The organism is Pseudomonas sp. B2021 (assembly GCF_018135665.1).
Lineage (GTDB): Bacteria > Pseudomonadota > Gammaproteobacteria > Pseudomonadales > Pseudomonadaceae > Aquipseudomonas > Aquipseudomonas lactis.
Map to the genome: position 1 here is coordinate 5133893 of NZ_SMOF01000001.1, position 17559 is coordinate 5151451.

16 protein-coding genes are annotated in these 17559 nt (G+C 60.4%); 7 read left to right on the forward strand and 9 right to left on the reverse strand.

All coding sequences use genetic code 11. The annotated features are described in order from the left end of the window. Positions 1 to 81: 81 nt before the first annotated feature. The 3 genes from cgtA to rplU form a co-directional block, all read right to left on the reverse strand. A complete protein-coding gene (cgtA, locus tag E1K68_RS23150; protein ID WP_003194084.1) occupies positions 82 to 1305 on the reverse strand; it encodes an Obg family GTPase CgtA in 1224 nt (407 codons plus the stop codon). 192 nt (positions 1306 to 1497) lie between these two features. Beyond that, positions 1498 to 1755: a 50S ribosomal protein L27 gene (gene rpmA / locus E1K68_RS23155; protein ID WP_003176049.1), complete on the reverse strand. Its 258-nt coding sequence runs from the start codon at positions 1753 to 1755 to the stop codon at positions 1498 to 1500. Between the two features lie 34 nt (positions 1756 to 1789). Next, positions 1790 to 2104 (reverse strand): 50S ribosomal protein L21, encoded by a 315-nt coding sequence (rplU, locus tag E1K68_RS23160; protein WP_007950961.1) that lies wholly within the window; start codon positions 2102 to 2104, stop codon positions 1790 to 1792. A 239-nt stretch (positions 2105 to 2343) separates the two neighbouring features. On the opposite strand from rplU, the gene E1K68_RS23165 reads away from it, so the two are divergent. From E1K68_RS23165 to E1K68_RS23175, 3 genes are all read left to right on the forward strand, one after another. Then, positions 2344 to 3312, forward strand: a complete 969-nt coding sequence (locus E1K68_RS23165; protein WP_003194086.1) for a polyprenyl synthetase family protein — start codon at positions 2344 to 2346, stop codon at positions 3310 to 3312. A 170-nt stretch (positions 3313 to 3482) separates the two neighbouring features. Beyond that, positions 3483 to 3824, forward strand: a complete 342-nt coding sequence (locus E1K68_RS23170; protein ID WP_003194087.1) for a zinc ribbon domain-containing protein YjdM — start codon at positions 3483 to 3485, stop codon at positions 3822 to 3824. Positions 3825 to 3984: 160 nt separating this feature from the next. Continuing rightward, on the forward strand, positions 3985 to 4242 hold the full coding sequence (locus tag E1K68_RS23175) for a hypothetical protein (protein WP_003194088.1): 258 nt from the start codon (positions 3985 to 3987) through the stop codon (positions 4240 to 4242). A gap of 60 nt (positions 4243 to 4302) precedes the next feature. On the opposite strand, the gene E1K68_RS23180 is transcribed toward E1K68_RS23175, so the two are convergent. After that, a complete protein-coding gene (locus E1K68_RS23180; RefSeq protein ID WP_003194089.1) occupies positions 4303 to 4920 on the reverse strand; it encodes an FKBP-type peptidyl-prolyl cis-trans isomerase in 618 nt (205 codons plus the stop codon). Between the two features lie 103 nt (positions 4921 to 5023). Beyond that, entirely contained in the window at positions 5024 to 6178 is a 1155-nt protein-coding gene (locus tag E1K68_RS23185) for an OprD family porin (protein ID WP_244858932.1), read from the reverse strand. Between the two features lie 254 nt (positions 6179 to 6432). Between E1K68_RS23185 and E1K68_RS23190 the strand changes: the two genes are divergently transcribed. The 4 genes from E1K68_RS23190 to E1K68_RS23205 all read left to right on the forward strand — a co-directional run bounded on the left by E1K68_RS23190 (position 6433) and on the right by E1K68_RS23205 (position 12799). Then, positions 6433 to 7329: a LysR family transcriptional regulator gene (locus tag E1K68_RS23190; RefSeq protein ID WP_034133650.1), complete on the forward strand. Its 897-nt coding sequence runs from the start codon at positions 6433 to 6435 to the stop codon at positions 7327 to 7329. 107 nt (positions 7330 to 7436) lie between these two features. Next, positions 7437 to 8864: an AbgT family transporter gene (locus tag E1K68_RS23195; RefSeq protein ID WP_212614704.1), complete on the forward strand. Its 1428-nt coding sequence runs from the start codon at positions 7437 to 7439 to the stop codon at positions 8862 to 8864. A 19-nt stretch (positions 8865 to 8883) separates the two neighbouring features. Then, the gene (locus E1K68_RS23200; RefSeq protein WP_212614705.1) at positions 8884 to 10713 is read left to right on the forward strand and encodes a CocE/NonD family hydrolase; all 1830 of its coding nucleotides are present in this window, start codon (positions 8884 to 8886) and stop codon (positions 10711 to 10713) included. A 166-nt stretch (positions 10714 to 10879) separates the two neighbouring features. Next, the gene (locus E1K68_RS23205) at positions 10880 to 12799 is read left to right on the forward strand and encodes a methyl-accepting chemotaxis protein (protein WP_169856339.1); all 1920 of its coding nucleotides are present in this window, start codon (positions 10880 to 10882) and stop codon (positions 12797 to 12799) included. Positions 12800 to 13441: 642 nt separating this feature from the next. Here E1K68_RS23205 and E1K68_RS23210 read toward each other — a convergent pair. From E1K68_RS23210 to E1K68_RS23225, 4 genes are read right to left on the reverse strand one after another with little or no spacing between them, the layout of a single operon-like run. Further along, positions 13442 to 13810 carry a glyoxalase superfamily protein gene (locus tag E1K68_RS23210; protein WP_014719894.1) on the reverse strand — a complete coding sequence of 123 codons (369 nt, stop codon included), beginning with the start codon at positions 13808 to 13810 and terminating at the stop codon, positions 13442 to 13444. 29 nt (positions 13811 to 13839) lie between these two features. After that, a complete protein-coding gene (locus E1K68_RS23215; protein ID WP_212614706.1) occupies positions 13840 to 15303 on the reverse strand; it encodes a D-aminoacylase in 1464 nt (487 codons plus the stop codon). 1 nt (position 15304) lies between these two features. Then, complete coding sequence (locus tag E1K68_RS23220; protein WP_003194093.1) at positions 15305 to 16165, reverse strand: MurR/RpiR family transcriptional regulator; 861 nt, start codon at positions 16163 to 16165, stop codon at positions 15305 to 15307. Between the two features lie 20 nt (positions 16166 to 16185). Continuing rightward, on the reverse strand, positions 16186 to 17535 hold the full coding sequence (locus E1K68_RS23225; protein ID WP_241666007.1) for a gluconate:H+ symporter: 1350 nt from the start codon (positions 17533 to 17535) through the stop codon (positions 16186 to 16188). Positions 17536 to 17559 lie beyond the last annotated feature (24 nt).

Consider the following 17559-nt stretch of genomic DNA (forward strand, 5'->3'; position numbering starts at 1 on the left):
CGACCCAGCGCTGCCCATAACGTTATACCCGGATACCAAAACGCCGCTCCAGGGAGCGGCGTTCAAGTTTATCGCAACGGATCAGTCACGCACGTAAATGATTTCCGGACCGTCTTCATCATCCACGTCTTCTTCGTCCCAATCATCGTCGCCGATGTCGTGGACCGACTTCACGCCGCTGCGGCGCAGGGCGCGCTGGTCGTCCAGGGCCTGCAACTGGGCGCGGGCTTCGTCTTCGATCTGCTGGTCGAGCTCGGCGAGTTCGGCCTTGTACACCGGGTCGGCCGCCAGGCGGTCGGCACGGTCTTCCAGGTAACGCATGATGTCGCGGGTCAGGCGCTCGGTGCCTTCTTTGGCGATGGCCGAGATGACGTAGACCGGACCTTCCCACTCCAGGCGATCAACGATCTCCTTGACGCGCTCTTCGTGCTCTTCTTCCAGGATCTGGTCGCACTTGTTCAGTACCAACCAGCGATCGCGCTCGGCCAGGGCCGGGCTGAACTTGGTCAGTTCGCTGACGATGACTTCGGCGGCATCGGCGGCACTGGTGTCATCCAGCGGCGCCATATCGACGAGGTGCAGCAGCAAACGGGTGCGGGACAAGTGCTTGAGGAAGCGGATACCCAGGCCTGCGCCGTCGGAAGCGCCTTCGATCAGGCCAGGAATGTCGGCAACCACGAAGCTTTTCCAGCGGTCTACGCTGACCACACCCAGGTTTGGCACCAGGGTCGTGAACGGGTAGTCGGCAACTTTCGGCTTGGCGGCCGATACCGAGCGAATGAAGGTACTTTTACCCGCGTTCGGCAGGCCCAGTAGGCCCACGTCCGCCAGTACTTTCATTTCCAGCTTGAGGTCACGCTGCTCGCCGGGCTTGCCCGGCGTGGTCTGGCGCGGTGCACGGTTGGTACTGGACTTGAAGCGGGTGTTACCCAGACCGTGCCAGCCGCCCTGCACAACCATCAGTTTCTGGCCGGCCTTGGTCAGGTCGCCAATTACTTCCTGGGTCGCGGAGTCGATGATCGTGGTGCCGACCGGTACGCGCAGTACCAGGTCTTCACCTTTTTTACCGGTGCAGTCGGTGCTGCCGCCGTTGGAGCCACGCTCGGCATCGAAGTGCCGGGTGTAACGGTAGTCGACCAGAGTGTTGAGGTTCTCGTCGGCCATCATGTAGATGGAACCGCCGTCACCGCCGTCACCGCCGTTCGGGCCACCGTTTTCGATGAATTTTTCGCGACGGAAACTCATGCAACCGTTACCGCCGTCGCCTGCTTTTACTCGGATGGAAACTTCATCAACGAACTTCATAACAAAACGCCTCTCGCCGCATGGACGAGCTTAAGAAACCAAGACATAAGACTCTTGCAAAAATGAGCGCAGCGACCTCAATCAGCGACCGCAAACCAGCGCCTGAGCTCATCACAGACAGCTTTGCAAGAGACTCACTCCACAAACGAAAAAGCCCCGTCGCAAGACAGGGCTTTTCCAGCGATCTCGCAATTAAGCTGCGACAACGCTCACGTAACGGCGGTTGAACGCGCCCTTTACTTCGAACTTGATCACGCCTTCGATTTTAGCGAAGAGGGTGTGATCTTTACCCATGCCAACACCGTAACCGGCGTGGAATTGGGTGCCGCGCTGACGCACGATGATGTTGCCCGGAATGATTTTCTGGCCGCCATACATCTTCACGCCAAGGCGTTTGGCTTCTGAGTCGCGACCGTTACGGGTACTACCACCAGCTTTTTTGTGTGCCATGAGTCAATTCTCCTAGTGAGGAATTAGGCTGAAATTAAGCCTGAATACCGGTGATTTTGATCTCGGTGTACCACTGGCGGTGGCCCATACGCTTCATGTGGTGCTTACGACGACGGAACTTGATGATGCGGACTTTATCGTGACGACCTTGGGAGATCACTTCAGCCACAACGGTAGCGCCAGCAACAACTGGAGCGCCGATGTTCACGTCATCGCCATTGGCGACCAACAGAACGCGATCAAAAGTAACGGATTCGCCAGTAGCGACTTCCAGTTTCTCGATCTTCAGGTATTCACCTGGGGCGACTTTGTATTGCTTGCCACCAGTAACAATTACTGCGTACGACATGGTATTTCTCCGATAATCCTGCTCACCCAGCGCTTTATAAGAAGAGGTATTGGCTGGCATGGCTGCATGGGATGGACGTCCCTAATGCAATTGCGTAAGGCAGGTGCTGCCCAGGAAGTTCAGGGTGCGCGATTGTACGCAAGGTAAAGAGGTGTTGCAAGGGGCCGTCTATCGCGCCTTGACACTGCGGGGTGAGGGTCCTAGCATGCCGCGCAACCCTTCTGGAGCGACTGTCGCTGATGCAACCCCAAGCTTTCTACCGCGCGGTCGCGGACGATTTTAGCGCCGTCGACGGCATCATCAAGCAGCAGCTGACGTCTAAAGTGCCGCTGGTCTCCAAAATTGGCGACTACATTACGTCGGCGGGCGGCAAACGCCTGCGTCCTTTATTAGTGTTGCTGTGCGGCAAGGCCCTGGGCCGTCAAGGCGACGACCTGCGCCTGCTGGCTGCCACCATCGAATTCCTGCACACCGCCACCCTGCTGCATGACGACGTGGTCGACATGTCCGGCATGCGCCGTGGTCGCGAGACCGCAAACGCGATGTGGGGCAACGCGCCCAGCGTGTTGGTGGGCGACTTCCTGTATTCGCGTTCGTTCGAAATGATGGTCGAGCTGGGCTCGATGCCCGTGATGAAGATTCTTTCACAGGCCACACGCATCATCGCCGAAGGCGAAGTGTTGCAGTTGTCCAAAGTCCGCGACGCCAGCACCACCGAAGAAACCTATATGGAAGTGATTCGCGGCAAAACCGCGATGCTCTTCGAAGCCTCTACCCACAGTGCCGCCGCGCTGTGTGGCGCCACCGCCGAACAGGCCGAGGCCCTACGCACGTTCGGTGACCACCTGGGCGTGGCGTTCCAACTGGTGGATGACCTGCTCGATTACAAGGGCGACGCCGAAACCCTGGGCAAGAACGTCGGTGACGACCTGGCCGAGGGCAAGCCGACCTTGCCGCTGATCTACACCATGCGCGAAGGCACGCCGGAACAGGCCGCTCTGGTGCGCAAGGCGATCCAGAAAGGCGGGATCGAAGACCTGGAAGCCATCCGTGCCGCCGTGGAAGCCTCGGGTTCCCTGGAGTACACCGCGCAACTGGCGCGTGACTACGTGGCCCGTGCGATTACGTGTCTGGAAGCCCTGCCGGCCAGTGAATACCGGGATGCCCTGGTTGAGCTGAGTGAGTTTGCGGTCGCCCGTACTCACTGATTCCGCGCTGTTTAATGTGGGAGCTGGCTTGCCTGCGATAACTAGAGTGAATTCACTGCCACTATCGCAGGCAAGCCAGCTCCCACATTAGGACGAGTCCAACCCCATCCGCGTTTAAAACCCTATATAATGTGCGACTTTTAGCCATCCCTGACTTTCTAGGAGCTTTAGTGAGCACGTTGCCTCCCTGCCCCAAATGCAATTCCGAATACACCTACGAAGACGGCGCCCAGCTGATCTGCCCGGAATGCGCCCATGAATGGTCCGCCACTGGCGAGGCCGAAGTGGTTGGCGATGAAACCGTGAAGAAAGACTCTGTGGGCAACGTCCTGCAGGACGGCGACACCATCACAGTGATCAAAGACCTCAAGGTCAAGGGCACTTCCCTGGTGGTCAAAGTCGGCACCAAGGTCAAGAACATCCGCCTGTGCGACGGCGACCACGATATCGATTGCAAGATCGACGGTATCGGCCCTATGAAGCTCAAGTCCGAGTTCGTGCGCAAAGTCTGATCCTGCTGCATTCCATCCCGCGCCCGCCGCGGGGTGGCGTTTTGCCCTCTGCGTTGATCGAACGCAATACCCACACAGAAAAAAACAGAAACTGCCAATAGACGCTTGCTATTCTACGAATAAGAATTATTCTCATTGAAACCCATCAAGGAGAACGACCATGACTTATTTGATAGATGCCTGGCTGGATCGCCCTCACCCTTACCTGCGAATCCTGCATCGGGAAACCGGTGAAGTCTGTGCGGTGCTTGAAGAAGAAGCGCTGAACGAGCTGCAGGACCAGGGCGATCTGGACGTCAATGGCCTGAGTTCCAGTGAGCCTGGGGTGCTGAAGGAAGTGGTGAGGAATCTGTTTCTGTTCTGCTATGCACGAGCGTTGCGCCCGGCGACGGAGCTTAATGGCAAGTTCCATCCATGAAGAAACTGGCAAATGCCTGTTGGGGCGAACGCGTTCGTCCCAACAGGTAACCAGCGGGTCTTACAGAACGTCGAGCAGCTCGACGTCGAATACCAGAACGCTGTGCGGCGGGATGCTGCCAACGCCTTGAGCGCCGTAAGCCAGTTCGCTCGGCACGTACAGGCGCCATTTGCTGCCGGCATTCATCAGTTGCAGGGCTTCGGTCCAGCCGGCGATCACGCCGCCAACCGGGAATTCTGCAGGCTGGCCGCGCTCGTAGGAGCTGTCGAACACAGTGCCGTCGATCAGGGTGCCGTGGTAGTGAGTACGCACTTGGTCTTCACGGGTCGGCTTGGCGCCGGTACCAGCCGTCAGCACTTCAAATTGCAGGCCGGAAGCCAGGGTGGTGATGCCATCACGCTTGGCGTTTTCCGCCAGGAAAGCCAGGCCAGCGCCTGCTGCAGCTTCAGCCTTGGCAGCGGCTTCGGCTTGCATGATTTCACGGATCACTTTGAAGCTGGCCGCCATTTGCTCTTGGTCAACACGGCTAGGCTTGCCTGCGAACGCGTCGGTCAGGCCGGCCAGGATCGCGTCCAGGCTGACGCCCGGTGGCGGGTTGTCACGCAGTTGGTCGCCCAACTGACGGCCGATACCGTAGCTGACGCGGGTTTCGTCGGTGGACAGATTAACTTCGGACATGAAGAGGCTCCGCTGTAGGACGCCACAGTTTCCCGCGCCGCCCAGAACTAAAAGGGCCCGCAGACTAGCACACATGAGCGGGCCGTGATCAGCCCCACCCCGGCTACCAAAGCGCCAGATCATAGGTCAGGTACAACCGGTAGTTGTCCCGGTCACTGGCATAGGTTGAGCGATAAGTGGCCTTGCGCACCTCCACACCCAGGCCTTTGAAGGTGCTGTCCTGAACCACGTACCGCAGATTCGTGTCGGATTCCCACTCCCGTGCCTCACGCCCTTTGAAGTCGCCGTTTTGCCCTTTGTAGTAGCGGGTCATGAAACTCAAGCCAGGCAGTACCGCCGCCAAGTCATAGTCGTAGCGCAGCATCCAGGTTTGCTCACCCGCCTGGATGAACTTGCCCACACCCGCGTTACTAAAGGAATACAACGTCGACACACTTGCATATGGCAACGCCGTCTCGCCACTGACTTTCTGATAGCCCACACCCAGCGCCTGCGCACCCAGGCGATAGGTAAACAGGCCGCTGAACATGTCACTGTCGACTGCACCGTTACGTGCCTCACCGGCTTCACTGCTGATGAAATAGCGCAAGTCGCTGGTCAGCGTGCCCCGGCCCAACGGCTGCTTATGCACAAGGCCGAAGAATTGCTGGCGGTAGAATTCGCGCATTTCGCCGTAGTACCACGTGCCACTGAGCTTTGGCGTAAAGGCGTAGGTGGCGCCAGCGAAATCGAAGTCACTGCCCTTCTTGCCACTGTAGCCCTGGGGATAAATATCCACGCTGTCGGTGGAGTTACGCAGCTTGAATTTATCCAGGTGCCCGGCGTGCAGGTACAGGTCGTGAATGCCGGTGTATTCCACTTGAGTGCCCTGGAAGGTCTGCGGCAACAGGCGGCCATCGTTGTGCACCAGCACCGGGATCTTTGGCAGCAACGTACCGGTTTTCACCACCGCGTCGCCCCAGCGCAGCTTGGCCGTGACTCCCAGGCTGGAAAACTCGCTGGCCGCATGACCATCGTCATGCACCGGCAGCAAACCCGTGCCGGCGTGGGTCGGGCTGGAGTCCAGACGCAAGCCCGCCAGCCCCAGGGCATCCAGGCCAAACCCAACAGTGCCCTCGGTATAACCTGACTGCAGATTGAGCAGAAAGCCTTGGGCCCACTCCTTGCGGTCTTCGCCCCCGTCGCGGTAGCCGTCGTTGAAGTAGAAGTTACGCAAGGTCAATCGGCCTTGGGAATCCTCCCAGAACCCCTGGGCCATTACTGCAGGCGACAAGCTCGCTAGCAACCCCGCGGAGACTATTCCCCCCCTCGTGAAAAAATCACGCATAAACCGTTCCTCAATGCCGTGTTGTGTTTTTTTATGGGCAGTTGCGCAGGCGCGACAGGCTGGACGGCATGTCGCGTTGCAGCGGACACTAACGGCTCATCAACTGCCCCACAACGTTATGCGAGAAGCGCATCAGGCTATGCGTGAAGCACCCGCCGCCCTTGCCAACCGACAGGAAGAACACGGTGAATCTCAAGCAACTCGAAGCTTTCAAAGCGATCATGTCTACCGGCTCGACCATCGGTGCCGCGACACGCATGGGCCTCTCGCAATCGGCAGTCAGCCGCCTGCTGAGCCAGTTGGAAGAGCATGTGGGTTTTGCCCTGTTCCTGCGCAAGAAAGGCCGCCTGATGGCCACGCCAGAGGCCGAGGAACTGCTCACCGAAGTCGCCGGACTGGTCGATGGGATGCAGCGTATCCAGCGCCTGGCTGACGAGATGCGCGTGGGCCGCTCACGCAAAAGCCTGCTCAAGGTCGCGGTACCCACCAGCATGACCCAGGAGCTGTTGCCACGCATCGTGGCGCAGTTTCTCAAGGAGCATGACGACATTGTCGTGGAACTGCTGACCGGTTCTTACGACACGATCGAGCGTGCGGTGCTGGACCGTTCCGCCGACCTGGGCTTTGTACGCCTGCCCACGGAAATACCTGACTTCGATGTCGAGCCGGTGCTACAAACCGAAGGCGTCTGCGTGATGCCCGCCGACCATCCGCTGACCCGTCACGCCTGCATCCAAGTGCAGCACCTGCGCGATGTGCCGTTGGTGATGCTCGGCCGGCAACGCGCATTGCGGGCCGAGCTGAACCAGGTGTTTCGTGCCGCCAACCTCACACCGCAGGTGCGGGTCGAGGTGCACTCGGTCGGGGCAGCGTGCAGCTTCGTTGCCGAGGGCCTGGGGGTGTCGATCGTCAATGGTCTGCTGGCCAGCCACTTCCGGCATTTGCCCATCGTCACCCGCCCGTTTCGCCCGGCGCTGCCCTACGCATTCGGCCTGGCGTTTCGCGCCAATGAGCCGCGCTCGCAACTGGTACACGCGTTTGCCGAGCACCTCAAGCAGGGTCTGGCCGCACAAAACGCATAGCCCAACCCACCCCACGCATAACGTTGTCGCCGCGAAAACTTTGCCCTAGTGTCCGCCCCACACGTGTCACCCCTATAACAATAACGGCGCACGCCGGGGCCACTAGCATGAGCGAATCCCAGAGCATCCCTACCCAAGCAGTGGTGGGAAATACCACGCAACGCAAGCAGATCAATCCCGCCATCATCCTGCTGAGCATCGTCCTGCTCGCAGTGGCGTTTACCTACGCGGTGAACTCGGGCACGTTCCAGCGCCAGAATGGCCTGGTGATACCGGGCTCTTACCAGGTGCTGGAAAAACACGACTCCCTGGGCCAACTGTTCAGCCTGGAGCCGCGCAAAGCCGGCGACACCGTGGCCCGCCCGGTGTCCTTGGTGGAAGGTTTCATGGCCATTCCCCAGGGCATCGAGAAACGTGCGGCGCTGATTTTCATGGTGCTGTTCATCGGTGGCATGTTCGGGGTGCTGAACAAGGCCGGAGTGATCGACGCCGGGCTGGAACGCATGCTGGGCCTGACCCGGGGCAATATCTATGTACTGGTGCCATGCCTGATGCTGGTGTTTTCCGCCGGCAGTACCTTCATGGGGCTGGCCAAGGAATTTATCCTCATCGTGCCGTTGATGGTTGCCATGGCTAATCGGCTGGGGCTATCGAACCTGATCGGGCTGGCCATCGTCACGATCTCGGTGAAGATCGGCTACCTGGCTTCTATTTCCAATCCCGTGGCGCTGTCCGTGGCGCAGCCGATGGTCGGGCTGCCGATCTTCAGTGGCCTGAGCATGCGTGTGCTCGCCTACTGCAGCTTCCTGCTGGTGGGCATTGCCTTCGTGCTGTGGAGTATTCGCAAGCACGGTTACGATGCCACGGCGCAGATCACTTTCGAAAGTACGCCGTTGCCCCTGCGCCATCTGATCAACCTGATCGTACTGCTGACGGGCATCGCTTTCCTGGTCTACGCCTCCAACCGCTGGGGCTGGAAATACCATGAACTGTCGGCGTTCTACCTGCTGCTGACGCTGGCCTTCAGTGTGATCGCCGGGCTCGGCGCGAGCACTACTGCCAGTGCCTTTGTCGATGGCATGAAGAAGGTGCTGATCGCTGGCGTGTTGATCGGCCTGGCCACCGCCGTAGAGATCATCCTCAGTACCGGCCAAGTACTGGACACCATCGTCAACAGCCTGGCCAACCTGGTGGGCGACCACGGCCCGATAGTGTCGGCCTATGGCATGTTCTTCGCGCAACTGGGGCTCGATGTACTGATTCCCTCTACCTCTGGCCAGGCGGCAGTGACCATGCCGATTTTCGGGCCCTTGGGCCAGTTGTCCGGCGTCAGCCCGCAGACCACGGTGTTCGCCTTTTTGCTAGGCAACGGCCTGACCAACATGATCACCCCCACCTCCAGCGGCCTGCTGGTACTGCTGGCCACCGCCAATGTCGGCTGGGGCCAGTGGGCGCGCTACATCCTGCCACTGTTCCTGATCTACGCCGTGCTGGCGATGGTGTTGCTGGCCATTGCGGTGACGAGCGGGTACTGAATCGATGAGTGTTATCTGCATGCAAATTCTGCCTGACCAAATGATCCCGATGCGTGACGGCATCCACCTGGCCACCGATATCTACCTGCCAGCGGGCGGCAAAGGGCCGTTTCCGGTGGTGATCGAACGCACGCCCTACGACAAAAGCAAGCCCTCGCGCTCGGAAAAACAGCTCGACGGCCAACACATCTCCCGTGCACAAATGGCCGCACGGTTTACCGAGCAAGGCTTTGTCGCGATCTTCCAGGACTGCCGTGGGCGCTACGCCTCCGAAGGCACGTTCACCAAATACACGGCCGAGGGTGAGGACGGTTTCGACACCCTGGCCTGGATCGTCCAACAGCCCTGGTGCAACGGCAGGATCGGCAGCATGGGCCTGTCCTACGCGGCCCACACGCAGTTGGCGATGGCCTGCCTGCACCCACCGGGGCTGAGCAGCATGGTGCTCGACAGCGGCGGCTTCGCCAACGCCTACCAGTGCGGGATTCGCCAGGGCGGCGCCTTCGAACTCAAACAGGCGACGTGGGCCTTTCGCCAGGCCAAGGAAAGCCCAGCGGCCCTGGACGACCCGCTGATTCGCCAAGCGTTGGAGCAGGAGGATATTCATCAATGGTTCACACGTATGCCCTGGCAACCCGGGCAATCACCCCTGCGCCATGTGCCGGAATATGAAGCCTACGTGCTGGAGCAATGGGCCCAGGGCACCTTCAGTGAATATTGGCAACAGTCGGGGATCTACGCCGAAGGCCATTACGCGCGACTGCCCGATATACCGGTGCTGTTCATGTCCAGTTGGTACGACGCCTACGTCAGTTCAACCCTGGCCAACTACCGCGCCTTCACCCAGAACGGCACTGCCCGCCAGCGGTTGGTGATGGGCCCATGGCTGCATGGCGACCGCAATATCAGCCACAGCGGCGATGTGGAGTTCGGCCAGCAAGCCACCTTCGATGGGCAGGTCGATCAGGATTGGCTCAGTTGCCGCCTGGCGTGGTTCGAGCATTCCCTCAAACCATCGCCTCACACCACGACGGCCAGCGTGCAGGTGTTCCTGATGGGCGGTGGCAGCGGTAACCGCGATGAGAACGGACGTTTGCAGCATGGCGGCCGCTGGCTGCACACCACGCAATGGCCACTCCCCGGCAGCCAGACATTGACCCTCTACCTGAATGCACACAGGCAGTTGAGCCGCACGGCACCTGTCGAGGCTGACGCCCACTTGAGTTACCGCGCCGACCCCGCCCACCCGGTCCCGACCATCGGCGGCGCGCTGACCTCCGGCGCCCCTGTGTTTGTTGGCGGGGCCTTCGACCAACGGGAGCGTCCCGACTTTTTCGGCACCCAAGGGGATAACCGCCCCCTGGCTCAGCGCGATGACGTTCTGGTGTTCCAGACCGAGCCTCTGGACGACGACCTGATCGTCGCCGGTGACGTGCAGATCGAGCTGTGGATCGACAGCGATGCTCCCGACACCGACTTCACCGCCAAGCTGGTGGACGTGTACCCGCCCAGCGCCGACTACCCCGAGGGCTTTGCGATGAACATCACCGACGGCATCCGCCGCTGCCGTTATCGCGACTCATGGGAACAGCCGACGGCCCTGGAGCCCGGCGAACGGGTCAAGGTGCTGATCGAACCTTTCGCCACCTGCAACCTGTTCAAGCGCGGCCATCGGTTGCGCCTGGATATCGCCAGCAGCAACTTCCCGCGCTTTGACGTCAACCCCAACAGCGGCGAACCTTCAGGCCAAGCCAGCCACCCTCGGGTTGCCCACAATAGGGTGCACCTGAGCCACGCCGCCGCCTCCTGCCTCAGGCTTACCGTGGTGCCCAACACGGCGGAGTCCTGAGCGCATCGGATCGCCATTGCTGCACGGTAATGGCGACCCTTCGTCACCCCGCAAGAAAAGTACTTCAGAATCATCCTTTGCCGCCGATACAGCCCTACACATCTTGGCTGGCTCAAACAACAACACACCGTCCAGCAGACAGACATCACTCTTCAAGGAGCTTTCGATGAACAGCTGGTTCGGTAACATCAGTGTCAATCTCAAACTCGGCCTGGGCTTCGGTCTGGTGTTGGTCCTCACTTCAGTCCTCGCACTCACGGGCTGGACCAGCCTGGGCGGCTTGATCGACCGTAGCAATTGGATGAGCGATATCACTCAGCTCAACGCCTCGTTGACCAAGCTGCGTATCGTGCGCTTGCAATACATGCTGGCCAATGGCGACGAGGCCGTGGCGCAGAATGTGCAGACCAGCCTGGATGCCTTCGCAGCTCAACAACAGAAATTGCTGGACAGCTTCAAGAGCCCGGAAAACCTCAAGCTGCTCAATGAGCAGAAAGCCGTCATTACCGCTTACCGCCAGTCCCTGAACAAAATGCGCGAGGCCTATCGCAATGGCAACGCTGCGCGCGACGTCATGGGCGCCAAGGCAGACATCGCCAACGCACAGATCAATGCGCTGGAAACCAGTGTGCAGCAGTCACCCGACAGCCCGGAGCGCTTCACGCAGTTCCTGGCCGTGACCCAGGCCAAGAACGAATTCCTGCAGGCTCGCTACGAGGTGCGCGGCTATACCAATAGCCCCAACGCAGAAACCGAAGCCCGCGCTGCTACACAGCTGGAAAAAGCTGTCGCCGGTTTGAAAGGCCTCAGCGTTGCCTTCGGTGCCGGTCAGCAAAGCGCATTGTCCGCACTGGAAACCGCGCTTGGCGCCTATCGCAGTGCGGTGCAGAGCTACAAGGCGGCCAACGCCAATATCGTCACCGCCCGTGCCGAAATGACTACCCAGGGCGCCGACATCGTGACAATCAGCGACAAGCTGTACGACATCCAACTGGAACGTCGCGACGCTGAAAGCACCCAGGCCCGTAGCCTCCAGTTGATCAGCACCTTGCTGGCACTGTTGGTCGGCGTGATTGCCGCGTGGGTAATCACGCGCCAGATCACCCGTCCGATCCAGGAGACGCTGGCCGTAGTGGAACGCATCGCTTCGGGCGACCTGAGCCACAACATCCAGGTGACCCGTCGTGACGAACTGGGCGTGTTGCAGCAAGGCATCCAGCGCATGGGCACCACCTTGCGCGAGCTGATCAGCGGCATTCGCGACGGCGTCACTCAGATCGCCAGCGCCGCCGAAGAGTTGTCAGCGGTGACCGAGCAGACCAGCGCCGGCGTGAACAGCCAGAAGATCGAGACCGACCAGGTCGCTACCGCCATGCATGAAATGACCGCCACTGTGCAAGAAGTTGCGCGCAATGCCGAGCAGGCCTCCCAAGCCGCTTCCGACGCTGACGGCCAGGCCCGCGAAGGCGATAAAGTGGTGGCTGAAGCCATCGCCCAGATCGAACGCCTGGCGGCCGAAGTGGCGCGCTCCACCGACGCCATGACGCACCTGCAACAAGAGAGCAACAAGATCGGCAGCGTGATGGACGTGATCAAGGCCGTGGCCGAACAGACCAACTTGCTGGCACTTAACGCCGCCATTGAAGCTGCGCGTGCCGGGGAAGCCGGTCGAGGCTTTGCCGTGGTCGCCGACGAAGTGCGTGGCCTGGCGCAACGTACACAGAAGTCCACCGAAGAAATCGAAGGCCTGGTGGCCGGCTTGCAGAACGGCACCCAACAAGTCGCCAGCGTGATGAACAACAGCCGCAGCCTCACCGACAGCAGTGTCGAACTGACGCGCAAGGCCGGGGTATCCCTGGAAAACATCACCCGCACCGTGTCGAATATCCAGTCGATGAACCAGCAGATTGCAGCGGCCGCCGAACAGCAAAGCGCCGTGGCGGAAGAGATCAGCCGCAGTATCGTGAATGTGCGGGACGTGTCCGAGCAGACCGCGACTGCCAGTGATGAGACGGCCAAGTCGAGTGTGGAGCTGGCACGGTTGGGTAGCCAGTTGCAGCAGATGGTCAGTCATTTCCGGGTTTAAAAAACCAAAAAAAGCCGCCTCAATTTAAGCCGAGGCGGCTCCACTTCTCAGACCTTATTGGTCATCAAAGCTGTCCCGCAGGAATGTCCACACGTGATAAACACGTAAAGCATTCACTACGAGGTTCCACGTACGTCGTGCAAACTTAGACATACTCGGCCCTCCTAGAGTTGGGCCTTACCTCCAGCGCACTTACCGGAACACGTGAGCCTTTGGACGCGGGTCAATGCGTCCTTTGAGGTGGCCGGGCTAGTGGGCCTTCCGCATCAATCCGGCACGGATTACTAGCCCGTGGCGGTCAGTCCAGAATTCGCGCGCGTACCCGGCCCCCCCAAAAGCGACAAACGCAGAACGGGGAAGATCCTAACCAACATTCCCGTCTAAGGTGTGTCTAACAGTGGTCAAATATCCAGTATCGCCGATAGATTCATTGCAAGCTTTTGCAGTCAAAATCAGGCAAGAGAAAGATGCCTAAAGGATCCATGCCGGCCATCGTTCCGTCTTGCGTGACGACGTGACCGGCAGTTAGTATCCACCTGCGGGTCAATGCGTCCTTTGAGATAGCAAACCCCAGCCACTCACTGGGTTTGCAATAAAAAACCGCCCTACTAAGGCGGTTTTTTTTTGCCTGCCATTTACCCTTCAGACCTCGCTGTCCTCGACAAACACCAGCCGATTTCCAAACGGGTCACGGATGCTCATTTCCCGCGAACCCCAGGGCGTGTCCTCAACCCCAGGCTTGGCATATCGGTACTCTTTGCCCAGCAACTGCTGCTGATACGCATCGACCCCTTGGGCCTGAATTCGCACAGCCGCCCCCGGCGAAGCATCACCATGATGCTCGGACAAATGCAGCACGCATTCCCCCAGCGAGACCTGAAGGTACAACGGGAAATTCGCTTCGAAACGATGCTGCCAATCGACCTTGAACCCCAGGAAGTCGACGTAGAACTCCAAGGCTTTGACCTCGTCGAAAATCCGCAGAATGGGGACGACTTTTCCTAAGTGCATGGCGACAGCTCCGTATAAAAGAAGCCCCACTATAGAGCCGTAAACCCACCACGCAAATCCCCGCTACGCGCCAGGAACCGGCCTGCTCTCGCGCCGTTCGCCTGCCCATCGCGATAGCTCAATACGCCATTGACCCACACGCCATCAATCCCTTCAGCTGCGCGCTGCGGTGCGGTGAAATCCGCCACATCCCGCACCCGCAGGGGGTCGAACAACACCAGGTCAGCCCAGTAGCCTTCACGGATCTCGCCACGCTCGGCCAGCCCAAAACGCGCCGCCGACAAGCCGGTCATCTTGTGCACCGCCGTGTGCAAAGGGAACAAACCGACATCCCGACTGAAATGCCCGAGTACCCGTGGGAAGGCCCCCCACAAGCGTGGATGAGGAAACGGGTCTTCAGGCAAGCCGTCCGAGCCCACCATCGACAACGGATGCGCGAGGATGCGCCGAACGTCGGCCTCATCCATCCCGTAATACACCGCCCCTGCCGGCTGTAAACGGCGAGCGGCCTCCAACAGCGAAACGTTCCACTCGCCAGCGATGTCCTGCAAATCGCGCCCGCCCATGTGCGGGTGCGGTGTCGACCAGGTAATGGTGATGCGAAACGCGTCGGTCACTTGCTTGAGGTCCAGAGTCGAGGAGCTGGCTGCATAAGGATAGCAATCACAGCCCACCGGATGATCTTTGGCCGCCGCTTCCAAGGCCGCTAACAGCTGTGGGCTGCGCCCCCAATTACCGGCGCCGGCGCATTTAAGATGGGAAATGATCACCGGCACCCTCGCCTCTCGGCCGATCAAGAACGCTTCATCCATCGCCTCCAGCACCGGTTCGAACTCGCTGCGCAGGTGAGTGGTGTAGACCGCGCCGTAGGCCGTCAACTCTTGGGTGAGTTGCAGCACTTCATCGGTCTCGGCGTTGAACGCGCTGGCGTAGGCCAGGCCTGTGGATAAACCCAGGGCACCGGCCTCCAGGCTTTCCTGCAACTGCACGCGCATGGCCGCGATTTCATAGGGTGTGGCGGTGCGGTGCAGGTCGTCCATATGGTTGCTGCGCAGCGCCGTGTGGCCGATCAACGCGGCGACGTTCACCGCCGGGCAGGCTCGTTGCACCGCGGCGCGGTAGTCGGCAAACCGTGGATAAGAGAACGCATCGCGGCTGCCCAGCAAGTTCATCGGGTCTGGCGGGTCGCTGCGCAAACTGACCGGCGCGGCGCTGATGCCACAGTTGCCGACAATCACCGTGGTCACGCCCTGGCTGAGCTTGGGCAGCATCTGCGGCTGGCGGATCACCACCGTGTCATCGTGGGTGTGCACGTCGATAAAGCCCGGCGCCAATACTCGGCCATGGGCGTCGATGACCTGCTCGGCCTGGGCTGTGGACAAGTCGCCAATCGTGCGGATGCGCCCTGCGTGCACGCCCACATCGGCGACATACCCTGGGGTGTTACTGCCATCGATGATCAGCGCCTGGCGAATCAACGTGTCGTACTTCATATCAGTCTCCAAGCGGCAGGCTGCCAGGGCCGCCGCGGTAATCGTCCAGGGCCAGTTTGATCCGGCGCAGGCGTTCCTGGTTATCGTCCGGCAGGGCCAGCGCCAACTCAGTGGCGAGCAGGTCGATAGCCAGCAGCATGCCGTAGCGGGCCGCAGTAGGCTTGTAGATAAAACTGGTTTCCGCCGATTGCAGCGGCAGCACGACATCTGCCAACTGCGCCAGGGGCGAATCGGCAAGGGTGATGGCAATGATCCGCGCGTCGTAGTTGCGCGCCAGCGTCACCACTTCAAGTAATTCAGGGGTCAGGCCCGTGAGCGAGCAGACAATGACGGCATGTTCGGGCCCCAGGGTCGCCGCCGTGACACGCATCATCACCGGGTCATGGCTGGCGGCAATCGGATAACCCAGCCGCACCAGGCGCACCTGCAACTCATCGCTGCACAGGCTCGACGGCCCGCCCATGCCGAACGCATGGATCATCCGCGCCTTGCCCAACAGCTTGACCGCATCGCCAAAACTGCGCTGGTTGAAACCCGACAGATGCTGACGCAACGTCGCCTCGATATCCCCCAGAATCTGCCGATGAAACGCTGACTGTTCAGGCTTGCCCGCCGGGTCCAGGAAGCGGCTGCCCACGCCGCTGGCCTGGGCCAATTGCAGGCGCAAATCGCGCAAGTCACGGCAGCCGACACTGCGGGCGAAGCGTGACAAGGTGGCGGTACTTACCTCAGCCCGTTGCGACAGTTCCTCCAGGCTGGCGGAGGCGGCAAAGCCCACATCCTCAAGCATCAGCTTGGCGATACGCCCTTCGCCGGCACTGAAAGCGTCCTGGCGGGCGCGGATCTGATAGAGGATGTCCATGGGGGCTCCGGGTTACAGGCTCATAAAAAAAGGGACAGACCGTAGGTCAGGCCGAAGGCGACCAGCGAAATCAAGGTCTCCAGTACGGTCCAGGTCTTGAAGGTCTGGATAACCGTCATATTGAAGTATTCCTTGATCAGCCAGAAGCCGCCGTCGTTCACGTGGGAAAAGATCACCGAGCCTGCACCGGTCGCCAGCACCAGCAATTCAGGGTGGGGATAACCCAGGCCCAAGGCGACCGGCGCGACTACCCCGGACGCGGTGGTCATGGCCACCGTGGCCGAGCCGGTAGCAACGCGCATCAACGCGGCGAACAACCAGCCCATCACCAGCGGCGACAACTGGAACGCATGGGCCAGGCCGAGGATTTCATGGGTGACCCCGGCATCCACCAGGATGCGGTTCAACCCGCCTCCCGCGCCCACCAGCAAGGTGATGCTGGCGGTCGGCGCCAGGCATTCGTTAGTGAACTTGAGGATCGACTCGCGGTTAAAGCCCTGGGCCAGGCCCAAGGTCCAGAAGCTCACCAGGGTCGCCACCAACAGGGCGATCACCGAGTTACCGATAAACAACAGGAACTGGTTGAACCCGCTGCCCGGCGTGGAAATCACGTTGGCCCAGCCGCCGATCATCATCAACACCACCGGCAACAGGATAGTGCCCATGGTCAGCGCAAAACTGGGCAGGCGCGTACGCGGTTCACGCTCGATAAACTGGCGCTCCAGCGGGTTTTCCGCTGGCAAGTGAATGTGCGGCACGATGAATTTGGCGTAGACGGGCCCGGCAATGATCGCCGTGGGGATGCCAATCAGGATCGCATACAGCACCGTCTGCCCGACCGAGGCGTTATAGGCGAGCACCGCCATCATTGCCGCCGGGTGCGGCGGCACCAACGCATGCACCACCGACAGGCCGGCGACCATCGGCAGCCCGACCATCAGGATCGACACGCCCACGCGCCGCGCCACGGTAAAGGCAATCGGCACCAGCAACACAAAGCCGACCTCGAAAAACAGCGGCAGCCCCACCAGGAATGCAATACACACCATCGCCCAGTGGGCATTGCGCTCACCGAAGCGGTTGATCAGCGTGCGCGCCACCTGCTCGGCGCCACCGGATTCGGCCATCATCTTGCCGAGCATGGTGCCCAGCGCCACCACCAGGGCGATATGCCCCAGGGTCTTGCCGACACCCGCCTCGTACGAACCCATGATGGTGTCCGCTGGCATCCCGGCCATCAGCGCCAGGCCGATGGACACCAGGGTAATCACGATAAAGGGATTGAGTCGGTAGCGTGCAATCAGCACGATCAATGCAATGATGGCGATGGCAGCGTATGCCAACAGCCCGAAGCCCGGTAATGCGGCCATGCGGTACTCCTCGGAAAGGGTCAC